The organism is Candidatus Methylomirabilota bacterium (genome assembly GCA_036001065.1).
In the GTDB taxonomy this organism is placed as follows: Bacteria; Methylomirabilota; Methylomirabilia; order Rokubacteriales; family CSP1-6; genus MNEF01.
This window is the reverse complement of sequence record DASYUQ010000209.1, coordinates 1-16,702: the sequence shown is the minus strand read 5'-3', so window position 1 is coordinate 16,702 and position 16,702 is coordinate 1. Positions and strand designations below refer to the sequence as shown.

20 protein-coding genes are annotated in these 16,702 nt (G+C 69.9%); 15 read left to right on the top strand and 5 right to left on the bottom strand.

Annotated features, from left to right (window positions below; genetic code table 11):
- Positions 1-9: 9 nt before the first annotated feature.
- Together VGV13_20175 and VGV13_20170 are read right to left on the bottom strand one after the other, a co-directional pair.
- On the bottom strand, positions 10-438 hold the full coding sequence (locus tag VGV13_20175) for a type II toxin-antitoxin system VapC family toxin (protein ID HEV8643403.1): 429 nt from the start codon (positions 436-438) through the stop codon (positions 10-12).
- Positions 435-731, bottom strand: coding sequence for a type II toxin-antitoxin system Phd/YefM family antitoxin (locus tag VGV13_20170; GenBank protein HEV8643402.1), 297 nt, complete (start codon positions 729-731; stop codon positions 435-437). Before VGV13_20170 ends, VGV13_20175 begins: the two co-directional genes overlap by 4 nt.
- Positions 732-1,212: 481 nt before the next feature.
- On the opposite strand from VGV13_20170, the gene VGV13_20165 reads away from it, so the two are divergent.
- The 9 genes from VGV13_20165 to modA all read left to right on the top strand — a co-directional run bounded on the left by VGV13_20165 (position 1,213) and on the right by modA (position 8,548).
- Entirely contained in the window at positions 1,213-1,659 is a 447-nt protein-coding gene (locus VGV13_20165) for a peptidylprolyl isomerase (protein HEV8643401.1), read from the top strand.
- Between the two features lie 11 nt (positions 1,660-1,670).
- Positions 1,671-2,105 (top strand): peptidylprolyl isomerase, encoded by a 435-nt coding sequence (locus VGV13_20160; protein ID HEV8643400.1) that lies wholly within the window; start codon positions 1,671-1,673, stop codon positions 2,103-2,105.
- A 4-nt stretch (positions 2,106-2,109) separates the two neighbouring features.
- Positions 2,110-3,708 carry a D-aminoacylase gene (locus VGV13_20155; GenBank protein ID HEV8643399.1) on the top strand — a complete coding sequence of 533 codons (1,599 nt, stop codon included), beginning with the start codon at positions 2,110-2,112 and terminating at the stop codon, positions 3,706-3,708.
- Positions 3,709-3,742: 34 nt separating this feature from the next.
- Entirely contained in the window at positions 3,743-5,188 is a 1,446-nt protein-coding gene (locus VGV13_20150) for an aldehyde dehydrogenase family protein (protein HEV8643398.1), read from the top strand.
- A 25-nt stretch (positions 5,189-5,213) separates the two neighbouring features.
- Positions 5,214-5,609, top strand: a complete 396-nt coding sequence (locus tag VGV13_20145; protein HEV8643397.1) for a hypothetical protein — start codon at positions 5,214-5,216, stop codon at positions 5,607-5,609.
- Between the two features lie 203 nt (positions 5,610-5,812).
- Positions 5,813-6,151: a LysR family transcriptional regulator gene (locus tag VGV13_20140; protein HEV8643396.1), complete on the top strand. Its 339-nt coding sequence runs from the start codon at positions 5,813-5,815 to the stop codon at positions 6,149-6,151.
- Positions 6,152-6,192: 41 nt separating this feature from the next.
- Positions 6,193-7,035, top strand: coding sequence for a substrate-binding domain-containing protein (locus VGV13_20135; protein HEV8643395.1), 843 nt, complete (start codon positions 6,193-6,195; stop codon positions 7,033-7,035).
- Positions 7,036-7,038: 3 nt separating this feature from the next.
- Entirely contained in the window at positions 7,039-7,734 is a 696-nt protein-coding gene (locus tag VGV13_20130; GenBank protein HEV8643394.1) for an ABC transporter permease, read from the top strand.
- Positions 7,735-7,780: 46 nt separating this feature from the next.
- The gene (gene modA / locus VGV13_20125) at positions 7,781-8,548 is read left to right on the top strand and encodes a molybdate ABC transporter substrate-binding protein (protein ID HEV8643393.1); all 768 of its coding nucleotides are present in this window, start codon (positions 7,781-7,783) and stop codon (positions 8,546-8,548) included.
- 26 nt (positions 8,549-8,574) lie between these two features.
- On the opposite strand, the gene VGV13_20120 is transcribed toward modA, so the two are convergent.
- The gene (locus VGV13_20120) at positions 8,575-9,783 is read right to left on the bottom strand and encodes an IS110 family transposase (protein ID HEV8643392.1); all 1,209 of its coding nucleotides are present in this window, start codon (positions 9,781-9,783) and stop codon (positions 8,575-8,577) included.
- 353 nt (positions 9,784-10,136) lie between these two features.
- On the opposite strand from VGV13_20120, the gene modB reads away from it, so the two are divergent.
- From modB to VGV13_20090, 6 genes are all read left to right on the top strand, one after another.
- Positions 10,137-10,802, top strand: coding sequence for a molybdate ABC transporter permease subunit (modB, locus tag VGV13_20115; protein ID HEV8643391.1), 666 nt, complete (start codon positions 10,137-10,139; stop codon positions 10,800-10,802).
- Positions 10,799-11,926: an ABC transporter ATP-binding protein gene (locus VGV13_20110; protein ID HEV8643390.1), complete on the top strand. Its 1,128-nt coding sequence runs from the start codon at positions 10,799-10,801 to the stop codon at positions 11,924-11,926. The genes modB and VGV13_20110 overlap by 4 nt, the downstream gene beginning before the upstream one ends.
- The gene (locus tag VGV13_20105) at positions 11,923-12,669 is read left to right on the top strand and encodes an ABC transporter ATP-binding protein (GenBank protein ID HEV8643389.1); all 747 of its coding nucleotides are present in this window, start codon (positions 11,923-11,925) and stop codon (positions 12,667-12,669) included. Before VGV13_20110 ends, VGV13_20105 begins: the two co-directional genes overlap by 4 nt.
- Positions 12,670-12,825: 156 nt before the next feature.
- Positions 12,826-13,047 (top strand): DUF465 domain-containing protein, encoded by a 222-nt coding sequence (locus VGV13_20100; protein HEV8643388.1) that lies wholly within the window; start codon positions 12,826-12,828, stop codon positions 13,045-13,047.
- Positions 13,048-13,073: 26 nt separating this feature from the next.
- Positions 13,074-13,601 carry a cyclic pyranopterin monophosphate synthase MoaC gene (moaC, locus tag VGV13_20095; protein ID HEV8643387.1) on the top strand — a complete coding sequence of 176 codons (528 nt, stop codon included), beginning with the start codon at positions 13,074-13,076 and terminating at the stop codon, positions 13,599-13,601.
- Positions 13,598-14,728, top strand: a complete 1,131-nt coding sequence (locus VGV13_20090; protein HEV8643386.1) for an acetoin utilization protein AcuC — start codon at positions 13,598-13,600, stop codon at positions 14,726-14,728. Before moaC ends, VGV13_20090 begins: the two co-directional genes overlap by 4 nt.
- A 117-nt stretch (positions 14,729-14,845) precedes the next feature.
- Here VGV13_20090 and VGV13_20085 read toward each other — a convergent pair whose 3' ends face one another.
- Both VGV13_20085 and VGV13_20080 read right to left on the bottom strand, forming a co-directional pair.
- Complete coding sequence (locus tag VGV13_20085) at positions 14,846-15,487, bottom strand: SCO family protein (protein ID HEV8643385.1); 642 nt, start codon at positions 15,485-15,487, stop codon at positions 14,846-14,848.
- 3 nt (positions 15,488-15,490) lie between these two features.
- Positions 15,491-16,702, bottom strand: a 1,212-nt coding sequence (locus VGV13_20080; protein HEV8643384.1) for a selenium-binding protein SBP56-related protein, incomplete at its 5' end; no start/stop codon positions are given.

The window sequence follows — 16,702 nt, the reverse complement described above, 5'->3', positions numbered from 1 at the left end:
GGATGCGGATCACTCCGGCCCGAGTACAAGGAAACCCTCACGCTCGGCCGCCACGGCCTGGTGTCGGTCGAGGGTCACGAACTGCAGGCGGGATGGATCCTCCTCGGCGGCGACGATAGCGGCTCCGATCTGGAGCGCATCCGCGGTCCGCAAGGGATGGGTCTCTACGATCCGCTCCGCCTGGCGCCGGACGATCTCCGTCGCAATGATCTCGGTCCACCGTTCCCAGGCCTCGAGGAGCTCTCGACGCGCGGCGAGCAGGCGCTCCGCGGTGCGGGGCTTCTCACGGCGCCGGCGGGCGAGCGCGTCCAGGAGCTCGACACGCGTGAGGGTCCAGACCACGACGTCGGGATCCGCCCGGAGCCAAGCCTGAACGCGGTGGGTGGTGGGCTCAGCGACGAGTAGCGGGATCAGCGCAGAAGTGTCCCAGAACCTCACCAACCTCTCCGGCGCTCGGCAAGGAACTCTTTCAGGAGGCCGCCCTTCAGGCGCAGCCGGGGCCGACCCAGCCACGGCGGCAGACCGCCCTTGCCGCGGCGGGCGATCCCTCGCCGCTCCAGACGGATGAGGCGCTCGTCGGAGCCTCCAGCGGCGCGGGGGGTCGGGCCGAGCGGGACGATCTGGGCGATCGGCTGGTCCCGGTCAAGCACGAGGACCGAGCCACCGGCGCGGACATGGTCGAGATAGCTGGACAGATTGTTCTTCAGTTCGGCGATCTTGGCCCTCTTCATGTGGCTATGTTAGCTATGTGCCTGGTGTGGGTCAAATGACAGTGGGCGACACCTTCGGTGGCGCCGCCACCGCCACTGGCCGCCGACGTCGAACCCCGCCCGGCACGTATCGAGCGTGCGCATCATGCGTGTATAATGACGCTCACTCACGCGGGCCCGATCACGGACTGAGGGTCAGTGATGGGCTCGTCTGCGGAGGGCGCTATGGAGGCGAAGTGGGTCGGCCTCAGATGGAATCGCGGCATCGAGATCCACAGCTACAGCTCCGCTGGCCGCGAAGGTGATCGGTATCTTGGGCCAATCGCGCCCGGCCGGGTGCCCAAGCCCTTGTCTGACATTGCGGAGTGTCTGCTTCAGCGCCGCGGGTGGTAGCGCTGTGGACACGCGGGAAGTGATTCGCTGGCTGATCGCGGTCGCCGTCGTCGCGTTACTCACTGGCTCAACCCTCGCGCAGCCCAAAAGTGCAAAGTCGCCGGCGGCCGTGATCACGCTGGAGAAGGGCGGAGAGATCAGGCTGGAGCTCTGGCCGGCCGACGCGCCGAACCACGTCAAGAACTTCCTCGATCTCGCGCGCAAGGGGTTCTACAACGGGCAGCGCGTGCACCGGGTCGAACCCGGGTTCGTGGCGCAGTTCGGCGATCCACAGTCGAAGACCCTCCCGATGGACGACCCGCGGATGGGCATCGGCGGTCCGGGCTACACGATCAAGGCCGAGTTCAACAAGCGCCCGTTCGACCGTGGCGTGCTGGGGATGGCGCGCTCGGGCCATCCTGACTCCGCGGGCAGCCAGGTGTACGTGATGCTGGGGCCGGCGCACTTCCTGGACGGTAAGTACACGGCCTTCGGGCGCGTCGTGAGCGGCATGGAGGTCGTGGACAGGATCAAGGTCGGCGATCGCATCAGGTCGATTGCCGTCACGGACCGCTAGAGGAGAGTCCCGTGAAGCAGACGGCCGTCATCATGCTCGAGAACGGGGGCCAGATCCGGATCGAGTTTTTCCCCCGAGACGCCCCCCGGACCGTTGAGAACTTCGTGACGCTGGCCCAGAAGGGCTTCTACGACGGTCTCACCTTCCACCGCGTGGTCCCCGACTTCGTCGTGCAGGGCGGCGACCCGAAGGGCAACGGCACCGGCGGCCCGGGGTACACGATCAAGGCCGAGTTCAACCCGCGGACGCACGGGCGGGGCACCGTGGCCATGGCGCGCAGCCAGCAGCCCGACTCCGCCGGCAGCCAGTTCTACATCACCTATGGGCCGCAGCCCCACCTCGACGGCCACTACACGGTCTTCGGGCAGGTGGTCGCCGGCCTGGAGCACGTCGACCGCATCAAGCCGGGCGATCGGATGAAGTCGGTGGCGATCGTCGAGGAGTAGCCCGGTGACCTGGTCCCTGCTGGTCCGCGACGGCACCGTCATCGACGGCACCGGCGCGCCGGGGCAGCGCTCCGACGTGGCGATCGAAGGCGACCGTATCGTGGCGGTCGGCGCCGGGCTGAGGGGCGAGGCCGTCCGGGTGATCGACGCCACCGGCCACGTCGTCGCCCCCGGGTTCATCGACGTCCACTCCCACTCCGATCTCTTCTACCTCGGTTGCCCGGCGGCGGAGTCGAAGATCCGGCAGGGGTGCACGACCGAGGTGGTGGGCATGTGCTCCTTCTCGCCGGCGCCGGTCCATCCGGAGCGGCACGAGCTGGTGCGGACGTGGGCTGGCGGGATCGGCGCGCGCCTGGACATCCGCTGGGAGACCTTCGGCCAGTACCTCGACGTCCTGCGCGCGGCCCGACCCTCCATCAACGTCGCGCACTTCGTGGGCCACGGCGCGCTGCGGCTGGCCTCTGTCGGCCCCCACGATCGCCCGGCCGGCCCCGACGACCTCGGGACGATGGAGCGGCTGCTCCACGAGGCGTTGGACGCGGGGGCCTTCGGATTCTCGACGGGGCTCGTCTACCCTCCGAGCGCGTACGGCACGGCGGGGGAGCTGATCGCGCTGGCGCGCTCGATGGCGCCGCGGGGCGGGCTCTACTTCTCCCACGTGCGTGGCGAGTCCTCGACGGTGGAGGACTCCATCGGCGAGGCGATCCGCATCGGCGAGGACGGCGGGGTCGGCGTGCAGATCGCGCACGTGAAGGTGGGGGGACGCGAGAACTGGTCGAAGATGGACCGCGTGCTCAAGCTGATCGACGACGCGCGGGCGCGCGGCGTGGACGTGGGCGGCGACGTCTATCCGTACCACGCGGGCTCCACCAAGATGGACAACCTGCTCCCGGGGTGGGTCCACGACGGCGGGACCGCCAGGCTGCTGGAGCGGATCGGCGACGCCGCGACCCGACAGCGGATCGTCGAGGAGTGTCTGGTGGCCGGCGAGCGGTGGCGGACTCTGTCCATGGGTGCCGTGGGGTTCGACGAGATCCAGATCGCGACGTGCGCCCAGCGCGATCTCGAGGGCATGACCGTGGCCGCGCTGGCCAAGAAGAGAGGGACACCGCCCGCCGAGGCGATACTGCATCTCCTGCTCGAGGAGCGGGCGACCGTCTCCATGATCGCCTTCTCCCAGAGCCCGGACAACGTCGCCAAGGTGCTGGCGCATCCGGCGATCATGATCGGCTCCGACTCGCTCGGCCTGGCGACCGGGCCGGGGCCGCATCCCGGCAAGCCGCATCCGCGCATGTACGGCACCTTTCCCCGGGTACTGGGCGTGTACGCGCGGGAGCGAAAGCTCTTCTCCCTGGAGACGGCGGTCCGGAAGATGACGGGCCTGTGCGCGGCCCGCCTCGGCCTCGAGGACCGCGGCCTCCTGCGCCCCGGCTACGCGGCGGACCTCGCCCTCTTCGATCCGAACACCGTCAAGGACGAGGCGACCTTCGCCGATCCCCACCGGTATCCGACGGGCATCCCGTACGTCGTCGTCAACGGCGCGGTCGTCGTGGACGGCGGCCGGTTCCACGCCGCCGGCACCGGACGGGTTCTCACTCCATAAGGCTACGCCGCCACCGGGCGGCGAAGGAGGCACCATGCCAGCGGGACAGCTCTTCATCAACGGCACCTGGCGTCCGCCGCTCTCTGGCGAGACGTACGCACCGATCAACCCGGCCACCGAGGAGCCGGTCACCCAGGTCGGCAAGGGCGACGAGCGCGACATCGATCTGGCCGTGGCCGCCGCGCGCAAGGCCTTCGACTCCGGCCCCTGGCCCAAGATGAGCCCTCACGAGCGGGGCCGGATCGTCTGGAAGCTCGGCGACCTGATCACGCAGAACCTCGACGAGATGGCGCGCCTGGAGAGCCTGTGCACGGGCAAGACGCTCTTCGATTCGGGGAAGGTCGAGATCCCGTTCGCCGCCGACGTCTTCCGCTACTACGCCGGCTGGGCCACCAAGATCCACGGCGAGACGCTCCAGCTCCGGGAAAACGCCTTCACCTTCACGCTCCGCCATCCCGTCGGCGTGGTGGGCGCGATCGTCCCCTGGAACTTCCCGTTCCTGCTCTCGTCGTGGAAGATCGCGCCGGCACTTGCCGCCGGCAACGCGGTGGTGCTGAAGCCGGCCTCGCAGACGCCGCTGACGGCGCTCAAGTTCGCCGAACTCTGCCAGGAGGCGGGGCTCCCCGAGGGCGTCTTCAACGTGGTCACCGGGCCCGGCGGCAAGGCGGGGATGGCGCTGGTCCGCGATCCGCGCGTGGACAAGATCGCCTTCACGGGCTCGACGGAGGTGGGCAAGCAGATCATGCGGGAGGCGGCGGGGACGCTGAAACGACTGTCTCTCGAATTGGGAGGCAAGTCGCCGAATATCGTATTCGCCGACGCCGACCTGGAGGCCGCCATCCGCGGGGCGATGACGGGAATCTTCTACAACAAGGGCGAGGTCTGCGCCGCGGGCTCCCGCCTGTTCCTCGAGGAGAAGATCCACGGCGAGTTCGTGGCCAAGCTCACCGAGCGGGTGAAGGGCCTGAAGGTCGGCGATCCCCTGGACAAGTCGACGCGCATGGGACCGGTGGTGTCCAAGCAGCAGATGGAGACGGTCCTCAGCTATATCGAGTCGGGCAAGAAGGAAGGCGCGCGCCTGGTGACGGGCGGCGGCCGCGCCAACGTGGGCACCGGCAAGGGCTACTTCGTGGAGCCGACGATCTTCGAGGGCGTCGGCAACCATATGAAGATCGCCCGCGAAGAGATCTTCGGTCCGGTGCTGGCGGTCATCCCGTTCAAGTCGGTGGAGGACGGGATCGCCGAGGGCAACGCCACCACCTACGGCCTGGCGGCGGCGGTGTGGACGCGGGATGTCGCCAAGGCGCTCAAGGCGGCGCGGGCCATCCGCGCCGGCACGGTGTGGGTCAACGCCTATAACCTCTACGACGCCGCCCTGCCCTTCGGCGGCTTCAAGGAATCCGGCTTCGGACGCGAGATGGGCTCGGCCGGGCTGGAGCACTACACCGAGGTCAAGAGCGTCTGGGTGGACCTTTCCTGAACCGCGCAAGCGGAGGAGAACTGCCATGAGTTGGCATCGCGCTCTCTTCTGGCTGGTCGCTGTCCTGGCCGTCGGGCTGGTCGTGGCGCCGGCGGCCTCGGCCCCGACGCCCAGGATCGTCACGGAGAGCTATTTCGTGCCGGCGACCGATCCGGGCATCGTCGAGGACGGCCAGCGATACTGGTCCGCCGGTAGGCCGTACTACGATCCGTCGAACATCGCGGTCCCCACGCTCCTGATCCTCGCCGAATGGGACGCCGACACCCCCTTCTATATGGCCCAGGCCGTGTTCGCCAAGCTCACAAACGTCCCCCGCAAGCGGCTCGTGCTGATCGGCGAGGGCACGCACGGCGTCGCGTTGGAGAAGAACCGGATGCAGCTCTTCCGGGAGGTGCAGCTCTTTCTCGACGAGGCCCGCTAGTGCCGTTCCAACTTGTTGATACTAAATCTGTCCACGAACGACGTACACGGTGCCTTCCTAGGCGCGAATAGTTGGAACGGCACTAGGTTCTGCCGGTTGCGCTGGGTGGCGGGCGGACCTCAGGCCCGCCACCGGCAGCCCGCGGCGACGCTTGACCCGGTGCGCTCGACCTTCTCCGAGTTCGACATAAGCGAGCAGCCTGCGTGAAGCCCCGGCTCAAGGTGTGGGTCGTCTTTGCCGGTCGCGTCAAGTTCGGCGACGGCCGCGCGCGACTCCTGGAGCTCGTCGACGACCTCGGCTCGTTCAAGAAGGCGGTGGCGCGGATGCGGATGTCGTACCGGAACGCCTGGGGGTACTTCCGGGAACTGGAGAAGGCCGCGGGGTTCCGGTTGCTGGAGCGAAGGCCGGGGGGGGGACCGCGGAGCGGAACGAGGCTGACGCGCGAGGGTAAGGCGTTCCTCACGCGATACTGGCGCTTCCGCCGGGGGCTGGAAACGGTCGTGGACCGCCACTTCCACCGATCGTTCGGGAGGGGGAAGTAGTTGCGGAGGGTTTTGCGCTCAACTATGCTTGCCAAAGCATAATGGGCCAGGGATACCGGTCGATCGTTGGTGGGCTGGCCGCCCTCGGGGTCCTGGTCTGTGGCGGGGCCGCCCGGGCGGACTCGAAGGTCGTCATCCTGTCCACGACCACGAGCACGCAGGACTCCGGCCTCCTCGACGTGCTGGTGCCGATCTTCGAGGGCAAGACTGGCTTGACGCTCAAGACGATCTCGGTGGGCACTGGCCAGGCGCTGGCGCTGGCGGCGCGGGGCGAGGCCGACGTGACGCTGGCCCACGCGCCGGAGCTCGAGAAGAAGTACGTCGCCGAGGGAAGGATGCTCAACCGGCGTCTGGTCATGTACAACGACTTCATCATCGTCGGGCCCGAGGCCGACCCGGCCAGGATCAAAGGAGAGAGGCGGGCGGTGGCGGCGTTGAAGAGAATCGCCGAGACGGGTGCGCGCTTCGTCTCCCGAGGCGACAAATCGGGCACTCACACGCTGGAGCTGAACCTCTGGAAACAAGCCGGCCTCCCGCCCGCCGGGCCCTGGTACATCGAGTCGGGCCAGGGGATGGGGGCGACTCTGGGTCTCGCCGATGACCGGAGGGCCTACACGCTCGCCGATCGCGCCACGCTGCTGGCGTTCCGCAAGCGAGTGGCGCTCGAGGTGATGGTCGAGGGCGATCGGCCGTTGCTCAATGTCTACTCGGTCATGGAGGTCAACCCGGCCAACGGCCCCCGGGTCAACGCGGCGGGCGGCCAGGCCTTCGCCGACTTCATGGTCTCGCCCGCGGTGCAGGAGGTGATCAAGACCTTCGGCGGGGACAGGTACGGCCAGGCGCTGTTCGTGCCGATCGCCGGCAAGAAGGAGGAGGACCTGTAGCCGGTGAGCGTGCTGGTCGAGGGGCTTCGCCAGGCGCTCGGGCTGCTGGTCGGCGGCGATGTCGAGATCTGGTCGATCCTGTGGCTGTCGCTCCTCGTGTCGGGGTCCGCGACCCTGGTGGCGCTCCTGATGGGGATTCCGCTGGGCGTGCTGCTGGCGCTGAACCGCTTCCCCGGCCGCCGGCTCGTCGTCAGCGCCGTGAACACCGGGATGGGTCTGCCGCCGGTCGTGGTCGGGCTCTTCGTCTCCATCCTGCTCTGGCGAAGCGGACCGTTCGGCGACCTCGAGATCCTCTACACGCCGGCGGCCATCGTCATCGCGCAGGCCGTGATCGCCTCGCCCATCGTCACCGGGATCACGCTGGCGGCCGTGCAGCACGTGCCCGAAGCGTTCCGGCTGCAGCTGCTGGGCCTGGGCGCCTCGCGGACCCAGATGGTGTGGGTCGTGCTCCGCGAGGCGCGGCTGCCCATGCTGGCGGCGGTGATGGCCGGTTTCGGCGGCGTGATCTCGGAGATCGGCGCTTCGATGATGGTCGGCGGCAACATCAAGGGCCAGACGCGCACCCTGACGACGGCGATGGTGCTGGAGACCAACAAAGGCAACTTCGACATCGCCATCGCGCTGGCGATCCTGCTGCTGGTGCTCGTCTTCGCGGTGAGTTGGGCGCTGACGTCGATCCAGCAACGCCGCGCCTCCTGAGCGACGGCGGCGGGACCCCGCGCGCTGCGGCGTATAATCCGGCGTGATGGCTCGCCTCGGGTTCGTCCTGCTCACGCTCCTGGTGGCGGCCGGCTCGGCGCGCGCCGACGAGCTCACGCTGTCCGTGGCCATCAGCATGAAGGAGGCCGTGGAAGAGATCGGCCGGCGCTTCGTCGAAGGCCGGCCCGGGCTGACGCTGCGCTATAACCTCGGCGCCTCGGGTGAGCTGCAGAAGCAGATCGAGGCCGGTGCCCCGGTCGATCTCTTCGTCTCGGCCGCCCAGCGGCAGATGGACGAGCTGGAGCGGAGGGGGCTGATCGCCGGCGCCACCCGCCGCCTGTTCGCGCGCAACGTGCTGGTCGTCGTCAAGCCCGCGGACTCGCGCGTCGATCTCTCGAAGCCTGGCGATCTGCTCGGCCCGCGGGTGGGAAGGATCGTGATCGGCAATCCGAAGACGGTGCCGGTCGGCCAGTATTCCGAGGAGAGCCTGCGCAACCTCGGCCTGTGGGAGCGGCTGCACCCCAGGCTGGTCTTCGCCGAGAACGTCCGCCAGGCCCTCGACTACGTCGCCCGCGGCGAGGTCGAGGCCGGCTTCGTCTATGCGACCGATGCCGCCGCGCGCGCGGACCGCGTGAAGGAGGCGTTTCGCCCGCCGGAAGACACCTATCGGCCGATCGTCTATCCGGTCGCCGTCGTCGCGGCCTCCAACCACCAGGCGCTGGGCCGGGCCTTCATCGACGTGCTCGTCGGGCCCGAGGGGCGGGCGATCCTCGCGCGGCGGGGATTCCAGCCGCCGTCCCCTGGCGTCCGATGAGACACCCTGTGTCAACCCTCGAGTGGTCACGCGGCGGCCAGGCGCTGGGCGCCACGGTGAAGCGTGACGTCGTAGGGGCGGCGATTCTGCCAGCAGCGCCACAGGACACGAATCCACGCGCGAGCCAGGATGCGGATCGCATGGGGATGACGGCAGCCTCGCCGGCGCGCGGCGGCGTAGATCGCCGCCGCCCAGGGCGAGCCGTGGCGCGAGTTGTCGGCGAAGGTGGTAAGGGCCTGCCGCAGGCGCTTGTTGCACGCCCAGCGAAAGGCGACGCCGCGGTGCTTGCCGGATTCGCGGGTGACGGGCGCGATGCCTCCCTCGGCCGCCAGCTGCTCGTTGGTGGGAAAGCGGGTGCGATCATCCCCGAGCTCGGCCAGGATCTGGGCGGCGTTCACGCTGCCGCTGCGCGGCAGCGATTGCAGGAGGGGGCCGTCAGGGTGCTGCGGCAGGGCGGCGGCGATGGCCGCCGAGAGCTGCTGGATCTGAGCCACGAGCGGGAGCAGCACCGCCACGAGCGCGCGGACGATCTCGCCACTGGCTTCGGCCTCGAGCTCGCCCGTCTGCGCGAGGGGCGCCGTGCGCAGTCGCGCGAGGAGGTCGGGGACCGGCCGGCGGCCGCAGTAAGCGTGCTGCATGAGGAACCGCGCGAGGCGTTTCTCGCCGAGCCGCTCGGCGCTGTGGGGGGTGGGGTAGCGGCTGAGGAAGGCGAGGGCGATGGGCGTCGCGATATCGGCGAAGATCGCGGCGGCCCCGGGCCAGAAGCGCTCGAGCAGCGCCCGGAGCTGATTGGCGAGGGCGCCGCGCTGCACGACGAGATCGTCGCGGCTGCGCACCAAGGCGCGGAGGGCGCGCGTCGCGTCGGACAAGGGCTGGAGGGGGCGGAAGCGATGGCCGTCGGTGCGGAGCAGATCGGCGAGGATGAAGGCGTCGCCGGGATCACTCTTGCTGCCCGCCGCCGAGTAGCGGGGCCGACTGGCCTTGAGAGCGTTGGGATGGATAGGGACGACCGGGTGGCCGGCGTCCATGAGGATATCGACGACGAGGCCCGAGGGGCGTTCGATGGCGACGGGGAGGCAGGCGGGGGGGCCGAAGCGCGCCAACTGGCGCAGCAGCTCCGCCAAGCCGTCGGCCGAGTGCTCTACGCGGCCCTGCCAGCACACCTGGCCCGTCGCGTCGAGGACGCATACGGCGTGCTCCTGGCTCGCCCAGTCGAAGCCGACGGGGAAATTCATTGCACTCCTCCCGGAGATGGCGAGACACTGCGCGGTGAGAGGTCCTGCCGGTCGCTCACTGCTCGGCGCTCCGGGCTTCAGTTGCCCCTGGCGCGACACCCTGTGGCCGGTCTGGGCCTCTCGTCATCTGATTCGGGGGAGCGGGTCTCATCGTGGCCGTCGAGCGGCAAGCGCACTTGGCTCTCCCCGAACCCGTCCAGTTCCATTCCTCTCCAGGATGAGCGGTTTCGCGAGGGGCGCCCAAGAAATACGATCGCGCATTGCCCGCAGGATCGACGATCGCCCACCAGGCCATACCTCGGTATCCCCTCGAACAGGACTCTCTTCGAACATCTCCAAGGGAGGGTAGCCCAGTGAGCGCGGAGAACCTGGACGCGCTCGCGCTATCGCTGCGGGTGGCGGTTCTCGCCACCACGGTCAACGCCCTGGCCGGGATCCCTCTGGCCTACGTGCTCGCGCGCCATTCCTTCCGGGGCCGCGCGCTCGTCGATCTCCTGGTGACGCTGCCCCTCATCCTGCCGCCCACGATCACCGGCTATTACCTCATCGTTCTCCTCGGCCGCCGCGGCTGGCTCGGTACGCCCCTGTACGCGCTGACCGGCTGGACCGTGGCCTTCACCTGGTACGCCGCCGTGATCGCCGCCACCGTCATGGCGCTCCCCCTGCTCGTGCGCACGGCCCGCGCCGCGATCGAGTCCGTCGATCGCGACCTCGAGAAGGCCGCGTTCACCCTGGGGCGCCCGGAATGGCGGACGGCGCTGGAGGTGACGCTGCCGCTCGCCCGTAACGGGATCCTGGCCGGACTCGTACTGGCCTTCGCGCGCGCGCTGGGCGAGTTCGGCGCGACGCTGATGCTGGCGGGCAACATCCCGGGCCGAACGACGACGGTGCCGCTGGCGATCTACACCGCGGTCCAGACGGGAGAGATGCACGACGCGCTCCTGCTCGTCGCCGCGCTCACCGCTTTGTCGTGCGCCGTGCTGGTCGTCGCCGGGCGTCTGGGAGTTCGGGCCACGTGAGCGAACGCCTGCAGATCAGGCTGGTCAAGCGGCTCCCCGGGTTCACGCTCGACGTCGAGTGGGCGGCCGGGGACGGGGTCGTCGTCCTCTTCGGGCCCTCCGGCGCCGGCAAGACGCTCACCCTGCAGTGCTTGGCCGGGCTCCTGCGGCCCGACGCGGGTCGGGTCGTCGTCGACGGCACCGTCCTCTTCGACGCCGGGGCCGGCGTGGAGCTGCCGCCGCAACGGCGGCGGGTCGGCTACGTCTTCCAGGGGTACGCCCTCTTCCCCCACCTCACCGTCGCCCAGAACGTCGCCTTCGGCCTTCGCGATCTCCCCCGCCCGCGCCGTGACGAACGGGTGGCCGGCGTCATGGAGCGTCTGGGGCTGACGGGGCTCGAACGGCGTTATTCGGGCGAGCTCTCCGGCGGCCAGCGACAACGCGTCGCGCTGGGCCGGGCGCTGGCGATCGACCCGGCGCTGCTGCTGCTCGACGAGCCGCTCTCGGCCCTCGACCAGCCGCTTCGGCGGGCCCTGCGCGACGAGCTGCGCGCGATCCTCGAGCACTGCGGCACGGCGGCCGTCGTGGTGACCCACGACTTCACCGAAGCCTACCAGCTCGGCGATCGCGTCGTCGTCTACGACGGGGGACGCGTGATCCAGTCGGCGCCGCGTGCAGAGCTGTTGTGGCGGCCGGCGTCGGAAGCGGTGGCGCGGATCATCGGAGTCCGCAATATTTTGGCCGGGACGGTGGTCAAGGCGACGCCAGAGCGCATCCAGCTCCGCTGGCGCGGCCAGCTCCTGGAATCGGTCAACTCGCCGACGCGGGCCTACCTGCCTCCGCCGGAGACGCCGATCGCCTTCTTCATTCGGCCGGAGTACGTGCGCCTCATCCGGAAGGACCGCGGTGCCCCGGACCCTCAGCACCACATGAACCTCATGAGCGGGTACGTGGTCGCCGAGGCCGATCTGGGCACGACCTGGACGCTGACCATCCGTCTCGACGAGCCCGGGGCGCCGGCCCAGGGCGACTACGACCTGGAGGTCGAGGTGCCCCGCCTCGTCTACGAGATACTCGAGATCGATCGCGATCGTCACTGGCAGCTCTCCGTCCACCGCGGCTCGATCCAGGTCCTGCCGGCGTGAGCGCGCGGTCGACGATCCTCGCGCTCCGGGACATCGGCGTCCGTTACTCCCCGGCCCTCGCCCTCGCCATCCCCGCGCTGGACGTCTATGCGGGCGAGGTGATGGCGATCATCGGCCCCAACGGCAGCGGGAAGTCCACGCTTCTGCGGATCCTCGGGCTCCTGCAGGCCCCGAATCGGGGGGAGGTGCGCTTCCGCGGTGAGCCGGTGACGGTGGCGGGCGGGTTGGCCGCGCGCCGCCGCATGGCGATGGTCTTCCAGCAGCCGCTGCTGGCCGACGCGACCGTCGCCGACAACGTGGCGCTGGGGCTCGCCTTCCGCGGCGTGCCGGCGGCCGAACGCGACGCGCGGGGGGCGCGATGGCTCGCGCGCCTGGGGGTCGCGGAGCTGGCCCGCCGCCAGGCCCGCACGCTGTCCGGGGGCGAGGCGCAGCGGGTGGCGCTGGCCCGCGCGCTCGTGCTCGAGCCCGACGTGCTGCTGCTCGACGAGCCCTTCGCGGGACTCGATCAGCCTTCGCGCGCGGCCCTCATCCCCGAGCTGGGTGGGATCGTCCGGGCCGAGGGGGTGACGACGATCCTCGTCACCCACGACCGCGTCGAAGCCCAGGCGCTGGCCGATCGGGTGGCGGTGCTGATCGGCGGGCGCCTGCACCAGGTGGACGAGACTGCGCGCGTCTTCCGGGCGCCGGCCTCATGGGAGGTCGCGCGCTTCGTCGGCGTCGAGACGTCACCGGGGAGTTCTTGACTTGGCGGCGGGTCCGGGGCTATATGTCAGTCACCCGTAACCAGGAGTATGGGACCGGGGGTAGGGATTGACGGACACTTCAGCCCAGCCAGCGACCGCCACGACGCTGGCTGCGTTTGTTTTCCACCTGCTCCGCCCACCTCAAGGAGGCTACGCATGACTCAGGAGAGCCTCATCGAGCGACTGATGGCCGAGAACGAGGAGTTCCGCCGCCTCCGCAGCGAGCACCAGAGTTGCGACCGCGAACTGGAGGCGCTGAAAGGAAAGGCCCCGCTCTCGGCCGAGCAGCAATGGCGGATCACGGAGCTGAAGAAGCTGAAGCTGATGGCCAAGGACCGCATGGAGGCCATCATCCGACACGCTCGCGTCACGGCCTGACGGCGAGCCGACGCCGGTCGTATCCCATGCCGCGGAACGCGTCGAAGGCGGTCCGCGGCCTCACTCACCTGTCCTCCCGGGGCGACGCCCGCATGGTGGACGTGTCCGTCAAGCCGGAGACGGCGCGCGAGGCGGTGGCCCGGGCCGTCCTGTTGATGACGCCCAAGACGCTGCGTCTGGTCCGGGCCGGCAACGCGCCCAAAGGCGACGTGCTCGGGGTCGCGCGCACGGCGGGCATCCTGGCGGCCAAGCGCACGCACGAGCTGATCCCGCTCTGCCATCCGCTGCGCATCACCGGCATCGACATCGACTTCAGCGACGACGTGCGCCGCGGTCAGCTCACCGTCGAGGCCCGGGTGAGGACGGTGGACAAGACCGGCGTGGAGATGGAAGCGCTGACCGCCGCCAGCATCGCCGCGCTCGCGGTGTACGACATGGTGAAAGCGGTGGAAAGAGGCGTGACGATCGCCCGCGTGCAGCTCCTGGAGAAGTCCGGCGGCAAGTCCGGCCGCTGGAAACGGGGCCGCGGCGCGCGCCGGGCGGCGGGCGGATGAAGACGGCGCTGGTCCACTTCGACGAGTACGCGCGGTTCGACTACGGTCCCGAGCATCCGCTGCGCATGGAGCGCCTGGGGCTCACCTGGCGGCTCCTGGAGGCCTACGGCCTCACCACGCTGCCCGGGAGCCTCGTCAAGGCGCCGGCGCCGGCGGAGGAGGCGGCGCTGCTGGCGTTTCACACCGAGGAGTATCTGAGCGTCCTCAAGGCGGCCAACACCGGCCGGGCCTCGGCGGCCGTGATCTGTCGTTACGGGCTCGGTCCCGGCGACAATCCCGTCTTCCCCGGCCTCTGGGACGTCGCCCGGCTGGCCGCCGGCGGCTCGCTGCTGGCCGCGCGCCTGGTCGCCAGCGGCGAGGTGGGCCGTGCCTTCCACTTCGCCGGCGGGCTCCACCACGCGATGCCGGATCGCGCGTCGGGCTTCTGCTACGTCAACGACGCGGTGCTGGCGATCCTGCACTTGCGCGCGCAGGGGCTGCGCGTGGCCTACGTCGACATCGACGCCCACCACGGTGACGGCGTGCAGGCCGCCTTCTACCGCGATCCCCGCGTGCTGACCATCTCCACGCACGAGCGGGGGGACCGGCTCTTTCCCGGCACGGGCTTCGTCGAGGAGATGGGCGAGGGCGACGGCCGGGGCTACTCCGTGAACCTGCCGCTCGACATGCTGACGGACTCGAGCATCTATCTGCCCGCGTTCGAGGCCGTGGTGCCGCCACTGGTCAAGGCGTTCCGCCCCGACGTGATCGTGGCCCAGCTGGGGATCGATTCGCACCGCACCGATCCGCTGACGCACCTGGCCCTCGACGTGCAGGGTTTCGCGGGCGCGGTCAAGCGCATCGTCGGTCTGGCGCCGCGGTTGGTGGCGCTGGGGGGCGGTGGCTACGACATCGGCAACGTCGCCCGGGCGTGGACGGCCGCCTGGGCGGCCATGAACGAGGTGGAGCTACCTCCCGCGTTGCCTCCCGCGTACCTCGAGCACGCGCGGGGGCTCCGCGTGAAGGCCGTCTCGCTCTGGGATCCGCCCGCCGTCCTCGAGGAGCCGCGCCGTCGGCTCGTCCAGGAGTACGCCGACCGTCAGGTGGACGCGATCCAGCGGCTGATCTTCCCACGGCACGGGCTCTGAACTCAGTCGGAGGGGGCGTCTCGCCCCCGCCGACGTGATCGACCCGCCGGCTTTGCCGGCGCAACCTATTCCTGGGGGGAGGTTTCGGAAGGGGGGTGAAGCCCCCCTCCGAGTCTGCTAGCGGGGCTCGCGCAGCAGCGCCCGGATGTCCCGCAACGCCTGGTACTCGTCGAAGAGGGCCAGGCTGTAGATCTCCCGTACCCGCCCAGCGCGGTCGATGAGGTAGAGACGCGCCGGATGGTCGATCTCGCCGCCCGGCAGCCGTCTCGTCCACTCGTCGTAGGAGGCCAGCACCGGCCGCAGGCGTTCCGTGCTCTCGCGCAGGAACCGCCAGCCCTCCGGGTGGGCGCCGGAGGCCTTGGCGTGACGCGCGAGCGCGGCGGGACCGTCGCGCTCGGGATCGACCGTGACGGACACGAGGCTCACGCGGGCGGGGAGCAGGCGCGCCTCGGCCAGCCGCCGTTGGAGCAGCGCCATCCGCTGCGTGATCAGCGGGCAGGCCGAAGGGCACGAGGTGTAGACGAAGGAGAGCAGGACGACGCGCCCCCGCAGCTCCGACAGGCGCACCGGGCGGCCTTGGGGGTCCAGCAGCGTGAAGTCGGGCGCCGGCCGGATGACCGCCAGGCTGGGATTCGCCGCCGGCGACGGCACGACCGGCCGGCTCTCGGCCGGAGGCTCGTGGGAGCGGACGGGCGGGGGCGCCGCCAGGAGCAACGCCCCGGCCAGGAGGCCGGCGGCGAGCCGGCGCTCACCGCCCATCGCTCAGTTGAGGAGCATGTCGTGAGCGCGCGCCGGCCCCGACGGGAACTTCGTGAAGTCGACGTCGAAGAACGGGTCCATCTTGAGCCGGCCGTCCGGACCGATGTGGGCGAGCCTGACCCAGAAGTTCCCCGAGTAGTCCATCGTGGACAGCAGCGAGTTGCTGACGTACATCCGCTTGCCGTCCGACGTCACGTGCATCATGTTCGGCGACACGCCGGGCACCACGCTGTCGTGGAGACGCGGCCGGTCGGGTACGGAGACGTCCCAGGCCTGGATCTCGCTCTTCATGAAGCAGGATACGTAGAGATAGCGGTCGTCCGGCGACTGGCGCAGGTCGGCCGGCAGGCAGCCCTTCCCGAGATCGGCGGCCTTCTTCGCGGAAAAGCGCCCGTCCTTGCCCTGGCTGAAGAACCAGATGGAGTCGCCCAGCGCCGAGTTCGTCCAGCCGTAGGCGCGGCCGGGCCTGAGGCTCCAGCGCACCTCCAGCGGCACCGGGTCGGTGACGAGAGTCTGGAGGACCTTGCGCTCCTTGAAGTCCCACACGAGCAGCGCGTTGCCGCCGTCCTTCATGTCCCACTGCGCGAGCGGCTTCGAGTAGTTCCGGAGGACCGTGAAGCCGGAGGTGATCATGCGGTTGATCTCGGGCTTGACGGCCACGTCGTAGGCGTAGGGCGCGTTGGCCGGGTTCTTGAAAACGCGGATGAGCTGGCCGTCGTTGGTGAACTCGGCCATGCCGCCGGGCGGGTTGCCGTCCGCCGACGACAGGAACGTGATCAGCATGCGCCCTGGCAGGGCGTAGTAGGTGTGGGGGCCGTGCAGTCCCGTCACCGCGGTGATGTCGTCGATGGTCTTGACGATCCTGGGCTGGGCGGGGTCCGACGCCACGTCCAGGATGAAGAGCCGCTTGGAGAAGAGCGTCCCCGCCCAGATCTTGGTCCGGTCGTCGGTGAAGCCCATGTGGTGCGGCTCGTTGCCCGCCGAGCCGATGTCGACGGTGGTGAGGACCCGGCCGTAGGTGGGCGAGGCCAGGCTGACGTCGATGACCGCGAGAAAGTCGTTGTCCTTGGCGTCGGCATCGACCGAGTACACGTAAAGGTACTTTTCCGGACCGGCCAATCGCTTCACGTACGGCGAGAGACACGGCTCGGCGAGCACGGTGCCGGCGGTCACCGCCACGGCGAGGAGAGCACCGAGAGGAGTCCAGCGTTTCAT

What these genes read in the sequence shown, in the direction of transcription:
- VGV13_20085 (HEV8643385.1), bottom strand. Translation starts at nt 15,487, where the DNA reads ATGGGCGGTGAGCGCCGGCTCGCCGCCGGCCTCCTGGCCGGGGCGTTG.
- VGV13_20170 (HEV8643402.1), bottom strand. Translation starts at nt 731, where the DNA reads ATGAAGAGGGCCAAGATCGCCGAACTGAAGAACAATCTGTCCAGCTAT.
- VGV13_20135 (HEV8643395.1), top strand. Translation starts at nt 6,193, where the DNA reads ATGGGCCAGGGATACCGGTCGATCGTTGGTGGGCTGGCCGCCCTCGGG.
- modA (HEV8643393.1), top strand. Translation starts at nt 7,781, where the DNA reads ATGGCTCGCCTCGGGTTCGTCCTGCTCACGCTCCTGGTGGCGGCCGGC.
- VGV13_20100 (HEV8643388.1), top strand. Translation starts at nt 12,826, where the DNA reads ATGACTCAGGAGAGCCTCATCGAGCGACTGATGGCCGAGAACGAGGAG.
- VGV13_20145 (HEV8643397.1), top strand. Translation starts at nt 5,214, where the DNA reads ATGAGTTGGCATCGCGCTCTCTTCTGGCTGGTCGCTGTCCTGGCCGTC.
- VGV13_20150 (HEV8643398.1), top strand. Translation starts at nt 3,743, where the DNA reads ATGCCAGCGGGACAGCTCTTCATCAACGGCACCTGGCGTCCGCCGCTC.
- VGV13_20090 (HEV8643386.1), top strand. Translation starts at nt 13,598, where the DNA reads ATGAAGACGGCGCTGGTCCACTTCGACGAGTACGCGCGGTTCGACTAC.
- moaC (HEV8643387.1), top strand. Translation starts at nt 13,074, where the DNA reads ATGCCGCGGAACGCGTCGAAGGCGGTCCGCGGCCTCACTCACCTGTCC.
- VGV13_20120 (HEV8643392.1), bottom strand. Translation starts at nt 9,783, where the DNA reads ATGAATTTCCCCGTCGGCTTCGACTGGGCGAGCCAGGAGCACGCCGTA.